Source organism: Vibrio sp. L85, from assembly GCF_963871815.1.
Lineage (GTDB): Bacteria > Pseudomonadota > Gammaproteobacteria > Enterobacterales > Vibrionaceae > Vibrio > Vibrio harveyi.
In genome coordinates, this window is sequence record NZ_CAWMYL010000189.1 from 1 (window position 1) to 289 (window position 289).

1 protein-coding gene is annotated in these 289 nt (G+C 45.7%); it reads right to left on the minus strand.

Features of this window, described 5'->3' with window-relative positions; genetic code table 11:
• Positions 1–95 precede the first annotated feature (95 nt).
• A partial coding sequence (locus AACR11_RS19675) for a Tn3 family transposase (protein WP_139374621.1) occupies positions 96–289 on the minus strand: 194 nt, incomplete at its 5' end.

Genomic DNA, 289 nt, shown 5'->3' on the forward strand with positions numbered 1-289 from the left:
TGGGGTTCTAGGGATTTTCCCCTCTAAAAAGACATAATCCTCTGTAGACCACACCAATAAATGGCTGCGGAGGTGGTTTACTTTCAGCTTGGAGCCTAATCATCCACTATCGGCCTTGTTATTTCGCCAATATTGGGCAATTTCCCAGTATTAGTGAAGTTATACGTTCCGCTTAAGTTGATATTTTGCCACGCAACGGGCGAAACAGCACGAGTGATACCCGCTTTCTCTTCATCTCCTCTCGCTTCAAAGTGTCCCAGAAGATGACTCAGTATCGCGGAGTTGAAGT